2 protein-coding genes are annotated in these 1,203 nt (G+C 72.6%); both read left to right on the forward strand.

Annotation, left to right across the window (positions count from 1 at the left end; genetic code table 11):
• A partial coding sequence (locus AC27IQ_RS25000; RefSeq protein WP_487091220.1) for a shikimate dehydrogenase family protein occupies positions 1–386 on the forward strand: 386 nt, incomplete at its 5' end.
• A 61-nt stretch (positions 387–447) separates the two neighbouring features.
• Positions 448–1,203, forward strand: a 756-nt coding sequence (locus AC27IQ_RS25005) for an aldo/keto reductase (protein WP_487091221.1), incomplete at its 3' end; no start/stop codon positions are given.

The raw sequence follows: 1,203 nt of genomic DNA on the forward strand, positions 1-1,203 counted from the left end.
CCGAGCTGGCCCTGTTCGACGTGGACGGCCACCGCGCGCAGGCGCTGGCCGACCGGCTGCGGCAGACTACCCCCGCCCTGCGCACGGCGGTGGGCCGCAACGACCCCGCCGGCTTCGACCTGGTCGTGAACGCCACGCCCCTGGGCATGCGCGAGGACGACCCCCTGCCCTTCGACGTGGACCGCATCGCCCCCGGCACCTTCGTGGGCGAGGTGGTGATGGCGCAGGCCCACACCCCGCTGTTGCAGGCCGCGATGGCCCGGGGCTGCCCGGTGCAGCAGGGCACCGACATGCTGTTCGAGATGATTCCCGCGTACCTGGAGTTCTTCGGCTGGGGCGGCGCCACGCCCGAGGCGCTGCGTGCGGTGGCGCGCATCGTGTATTGACTGGTGCCTGCCCGGCCGCTACCGTCACGCCACCTTCCGCTTCGCACACCAGCGCCATTCGATGCCCACCACCCCCCGCTCCCTCGGCCCCTTCCAGGTCCACCCCATCGGCCTGGGCTGCATGAACCTCAGCCATGCCTACGGCGTACCGGCCTCGCGCGAGCAGGCCGAGCGGGTGCTGCTCACCGCGCTCGACGAGGGCGTGACGCTGTTCGACACCGCGGCGCTCTATGGCTTCGGGGCCAACGAGACGCTGGTGGGCGAGATCCTCGCGCCGCACCGCCAGCGCATCACGCTGGCGAGCAAGTGCGGCATGCAGGGCGTGGACGCCAACGGCGACGGTAAGCTGGTGCGCGTGATCGATGGCCGCCCCGCCACCTTGCGCGCGACCTGCGAGGCCAGCCTGCGCCGGCTGCGCACGGACGTGATCGACCTGTACTACCTGCACCGCTGGGACCGGCGCGTGCCCATCGAAGACAGCGTGGGCACGCTGGGCGATCTGGTGCGCGAGGGCAAGATCCGCGGCGTGGGCCTGTCGGAGGTGTCGGCCGCCACGCTGCGCCGCGCGCATGCCGAATACCCCATCACCGCGCTGCAGACCGAATATTCGCTGTGCACGCGCAACCCCGAGATCGCCGTGCTGCAGGCCTGCCGCGAGCTGGGCACGGCGTTCGTGGCGTTCAGCCCGCTGGCGCGGGGCTTTCTGGGCGGCGCGCTGCGCGATGTGTCCACGCTGGCGCCGGGCGACATCCGCCGCACGATGCCCCGCTTCGCGCCCGAGGCCTACGCGGCCAACCTGCGGCTGCTGGGCGCCTAC

The organism is Acidovorax sp. KPB24-07, from assembly GCF_057543315.1.